Annotated in this window: 4 protein-coding genes and 1 pseudogene; 3 read left to right on the top strand and 2 right to left on the bottom strand. The window is 65.8% G+C overall.

The genetic code is table 11. From position 1 onward, the window contains the following. On the bottom strand, positions 1 to 599 hold a 599-nt coding region (locus AC1DKV_RS40130), incomplete at its 3' end, for a TenA family transcriptional regulator (RefSeq protein ID WP_477139723.1). 236 nt (positions 600 to 835) lie between these two features. Continuing rightward, positions 836 to 2374, bottom strand: a complete 1539-nt coding sequence (locus tag AC1DKV_RS40125) for a hypothetical protein (RefSeq protein WP_477139722.1) — start codon at positions 2372 to 2374, stop codon at positions 836 to 838. Between the two features lie 331 nt (positions 2375 to 2705). On the opposite strand from AC1DKV_RS40125, the gene AC1DKV_RS40120 reads away from it, so the two are divergent. The 3 genes and pseudogenes from AC1DKV_RS40120 to AC1DKV_RS40110 form a co-directional block, all read left to right on the top strand. Further along, on the top strand, positions 2706 to 3458 hold the full coding sequence (locus tag AC1DKV_RS40120) for a sulfite exporter TauE/SafE family protein (RefSeq protein ID WP_477139721.1): 753 nt from the start codon (positions 2706 to 2708) through the stop codon (positions 3456 to 3458). A 102-nt stretch (positions 3459 to 3560) separates the two neighbouring features. Continuing rightward, positions 3561 to 4493, top strand: a complete 933-nt coding sequence (locus AC1DKV_RS40115; RefSeq protein ID WP_477139720.1) for an ornithine cyclodeaminase family protein — start codon at positions 3561 to 3563, stop codon at positions 4491 to 4493. A 162-nt stretch (positions 4494 to 4655) separates the two neighbouring features. Then, positions 4656 to 4754, top strand: a pseudogene (locus AC1DKV_RS40110) (TenA family transcriptional regulator); the annotation flags it as partial.

Here is a 4754-nt window from a genome sequence, read left to right as displayed (position 1 = left end):
GTGTCGGCGTGTTCGAGCACGATCTGGTAGCCGCGCTCGCCGTGGATTTCGTCGGAGACGATATGCAGGTCGAAGAACTCGACTTCTTCGTCGGTGAAGTTGTACTTGTCGCGCAGGGTGGGGGTCTGCTTGCGGTAGATCGAGGGGACCTGGGACTCCAGGCCGACCACGAGGCCGGCGACGGCGACGATGGGGTCTTCGCGCATGGCCACGGCGTAGCACCAGCTCTGCAGGCCGCGGGTGGTGGGGGACATATTGTCGGGATCGACGACGCGCTCGCGGGTGGTGCCGCAGGCTTCGGCGAAGCGCACGAGCAGGTCGGTGTGGCGGTCGCCGCCGATTTCCTCTTCATACATATTGGCCAGCAGGAAGTCCTTGGCTTCGGTGAAGCGGTMGGGRGTGCGGGCGTAGATGTAGGCGAGGTAGTCGGCGAAGGGTCCGACGTAGTGATAGTGGTTCTCGGCCCAGCGGGCGAGGTGATCGCGGGAGAGCTTGCCGCTGGCCCAGGCGACGCTGAAGGGGGCCTTGTTGGCACTCTTGCCCTTGATGGCGTTTTCGAGAGCGGCACGGAAGTCTTCGCGGTTCATGAGTTCGGGCATTGGGGGGCTCCTGGTAAGGGTTCGCGCTTGGGGTGGGCCACGGAGGCCCTGCCGATGAATCGATATGTAGATTGTATACTATCTACATGTCATGAAAGGGTCAATGCGTTTTTGCGGGGCAAGACCAGTTTTTTCGGGAGGGAGCGAGGACGCCGCAGAGACGACAAGGGCGGCTGCGCCGGCTGGCGCAGCCGCCCTCGGATGCAGGCAGTTGTGGGGGAAGGACCGGACGCGCCTTATCGCCAGATCAGCATCGCGCAGACCGTGGAAACGCCTAGCCCGATCAGCACCGGCACCAGCAAGGCCCGCACCGCATCCAGCACCGGCACCCGGGCAAAACCGGCCACCGCGATCAGCGAGGACCAGGCGATCAGCGTGCCGCCCCCGGTCCACACCGCGCCCATCTGCCCGATGGCGGCCAGCGTGGCCGAATCKAAACCAACCACCGGCCCCAGCGCGCCGGCCAGGGTGCCGGTCAGCGGCAGCCCGGCGAAGCCCKAACCATCGATGCCGGTGATCATGCCCACCACCAGCACGCCGAAGGCGACCAGGACATGGTTGTCCGGGATCATGTGCTGGTAAGCCTGGATCAGTTCGAACAGCAGGCTGGGCGCCTTGTCGGGGCTCACGCCCAGGATCTGCGCGGCGGTCTCGCCGGCACCGACGAAGAAGAAACCGGCGATCGGCAGCACCGAGCCCATGGCCTTGAAGGCGAAGACGAAGCCGTCCGTGATGTGYTCGGGGCAGACATCGAGCATCTTGCGCGGGCCTTCGGCTGCCAGCGTGGCCAGCATCATCAGCAACGCCGCCACCCCGCCGACCAGCGCCGCGGCGTCKCCGCCCTTCAGGTCGTGCAGGCCCGCCCCCATCTTGGGCAGCACCATCACCGCCACCACCGCCAGGAAGGCCAGCGGCGTCACGATGGCGAAGCATTTCGACCACTTCACGCGGCGCAGCGCCACCATCGCCAGACTGCGCTCGATGTTCGAGTCGGTGGCGAGTGGCTCGGTGTGCTCCGTGCCACGCGCGATCTCGGCCTTGTCGAACGTGCCGGCCTGCTCGATCCCGGCGTCCGCGCCACTGGCGCGGGCCTGCCAGTTGGTMAGCAGCGCGCCGCTGGCGGGCACGATGTGCTTGCGCATMGACAGGTAGGCCAGGGCCAGCGCGATGCCGCCGGTAATGATCGACAACACCAGCKCGCGATCCGCCACCACGGCGGCGCTGACCGCGGCGCCGGCCGCCTTGGCGCTGATGCCCGGCGCCACGCCGATCACGTAGTCGGACGACAGCGCCATGCCCTGCCCCGCGATGGCGATGGCCATGGCGCCGGCCAGCGGCGGCAGTCCGGCCGCAATGGCCGCCGGCAGCAGGATGGCCGATACCAGCGGCACCGCCGGCGTGGGCCAGAAGAACAGGGAGATCACGTAGGTGATGCCGGCCAGGATGAAGAAGGCGGAATGCCCGTTCTTCATCACCACGMGGAACGGCTCCACCATCCGGATATCCGAGCGCAGCGTCTTGAGCGAATTGAGCAGCGCCGTCATGAAGGCGATGACCAGGAAGATATTGAACAACTCCTTGGCCGCCACCAGGCTCGCCGAAAAGATCCCTCCAAGCGCCGAAACCGGGCTGCCGGTCAGCGCAAATACCACCAGGAACGTACCGAGAATCGACGGTACGACCACGTTGGCCCGCAGGATCATGGTCAGGACGATGACCGCCACGCCCAGTAGATAGATCCAGTGTGCCGCGCCAATCACTGCTTCGTGTTGCATGTGTTCCCCTTGGATCTTTATCTGTAGAGACCTTTGTACTGTTTCCCGTGGGGCTATGTCTGCCCCGATGAACGTATACTATATTCTTGATCTAGATCAGAACAAGATAAATCTGTGGAGACTAGGGAATGCCCCTGTCTTGGTGCAAACCCTTGTATTTGTGCGCCTTAACGGGGCCTTTACGCACTTTTTGCGGGATAACCCCACTCAGGCGCACCGATCACGGATGCCTTCCCCACACAATTTATGTAGACTGTATACCAATATACCATCCAAGACCGCAGAATACCTGCCGGTCTAACCGATCAACTGCCGGCCACCCAGACCCGTCATGACCCTCAATGCCTTCCTTCCCGCAGATATAACCGCCCTGCAGTTCGGCATGATGGGCGCGCTGATCTTCCTGGGCGCCTGCTTGCAGGGCGTCGGCGGGATCGGGTTCTCGATGCTGTCGGCACCGGTGGCCGTGCTCTTTTTCCCGCAACTGGCGCCCGGCCCCTTGCTCGCCATGGGCGGGCTGGTATCGCTGCTGGGCGCGGTGCGCGAGTTCCGCTCGATTGCCTGGCGCGCGACCGGCAATGCCCTGGCGGGGCGCGCCGCCGGCACGCTGGTGGCGGTGGCCGSCATGACGCAGTTGCCGGCCCGCCTGCTGGCACTGATATTCGCCCTCTCGATCCTGGCCGCCGTGACACTCAGCCTGCTCGGCTGGCGGGTGCGGGCGTCCGGCCTCAACATGGCGGTGGCGGGTGCCGCATCCGGCTTCATGGGCACCGTGACCTCGGCCGGCGCCCCGCCCTTTGCCATCGTCATGCAGCACCTGCCGCCGCCACAGTTGCGCGCCACCATCGGCTGCATCCTGTGCGCGGGCGCGGCGTTCTCGCTGGCGATGCTGTGGGCCGCCGGACGCTTCGGGCTKGCCGACCTGTGGCTCAGCGCGAGCCTGACCCCGATGCTGCTGCTCGGCTTCGCGATCTCGAACCGCCTCAAGAACCGCTTCTCCGCCAAGACCGTGCGCAAGCTGCTGCTGGCCCTTTGCACCGCCGGCGCCGTCGGCGTGCTGGTCAAGCTTGCCCTACCCGCCTGAGCCAACGCCAACTCCAACTCCAACGCGATCGCCGCATCCACCCCACGCATTCCATCCATCCGGCGCGCCCCGCGCCAGCGAACATCAACAGGAAAACACACCATGCTGCATATCACCGACGAGATGATCKACCGCCATGTCACCCCCGCGGATGCCCAGCAAGTCATGCTGGACGCCTTCCGCAGCTTCKGCGAAGGCAAGGCCGCCATGCAGGAGCGCATTCGCACCGAGGCCGGCGGCGTCAAGCTGTCGACGCTCGGCGCGGTCATTCCGCAGCAGCAGGTAGCCGGCGCCAAGGTCTACACCACCATCAAGGGCCAGTTCTCCTTCGTCATCCTGATTTTCTCCACCGAGGACGGCCGCCCTCTCGCGTCCTTCGATGCCGGCGCCATCACCCGCCTGCGCACGGCGGCCTGCTCCGTGCTGGCCGCGCGCCACCTGGCCCGCYAGGACGCCGAGGTACTGGCGTTGTTCGGCGCCGGCACGCAAGGCGTGCAACATGCGCGCCAGCTCGCCGCCGCCCTGCCGCTCAAGCGCATCCTGCTATCCGATCCCTATGCCGATGCCGCCACCCCGGAGCGCCTGGCAACGTGGTGCGGCATCCCCGTGGCCTTTGCCGAACCCGACGAGGCCGTCGCCCAGGCGGACGTCGTGGTCACCGCTTCGCGCTCCACCACCCCGCTGTTTTCCGGCCATGCCATCAAGCCCGGCGCCTTCGTGGCGGCCATCGGTTCCAGCCTGCCGCATACGCGCGAACTGGACGATGCGGCGCTCGCGCGCGCCAGCAAACTGGTGGTGGAATGGCGCCCGCAATCCGTGCGCGAGGCCGGCGACATCGTGCTGGCCGACCCCGCCGTGCTGCCGGCCGACAAGATCGTGGAACTGGCCGACGTGGTAACCGGCAAGGTGCGTMCCCGCGAGAGCGATGCGGACGTGCTGATCTACAAATMGGTCGGCGTAGGGCTGGAAGATGTGGCGCTGGCGGGCTTTGCCTACCGGAAGCTGCTGGAAGCGGGTGAGGCCAGGGCCGCCTGAAGCCACGCTTCGGCCGGCACCTMGACAAAACCCGCAAAACAAAACCCGCAAAATTCGTTGACCTTGTCGCGCTTGGTAGATAGTATACAATCTACATATTGATTCATCGGCAGGGCCTCCGTGGCCCACCCCAAGCGCGAACCCTTACCAGGAGCCCCCCCAATGCCCGAACTCATGAAMCGCGAAGACTTCCGTGCCGCTCTCGAAAACGCCATCAAGGGCAAGAGTGCCAACAAGGCCCCMTTCAGCGTCGCCTGGGCC

Source organism: Cupriavidus sp. 05T41, assembly GCF_056396525.1.
The sequence above is the reverse complement of the archived record's forward strand: the minus strand, read 5'-3'. Positions and strand labels throughout refer to the sequence as shown.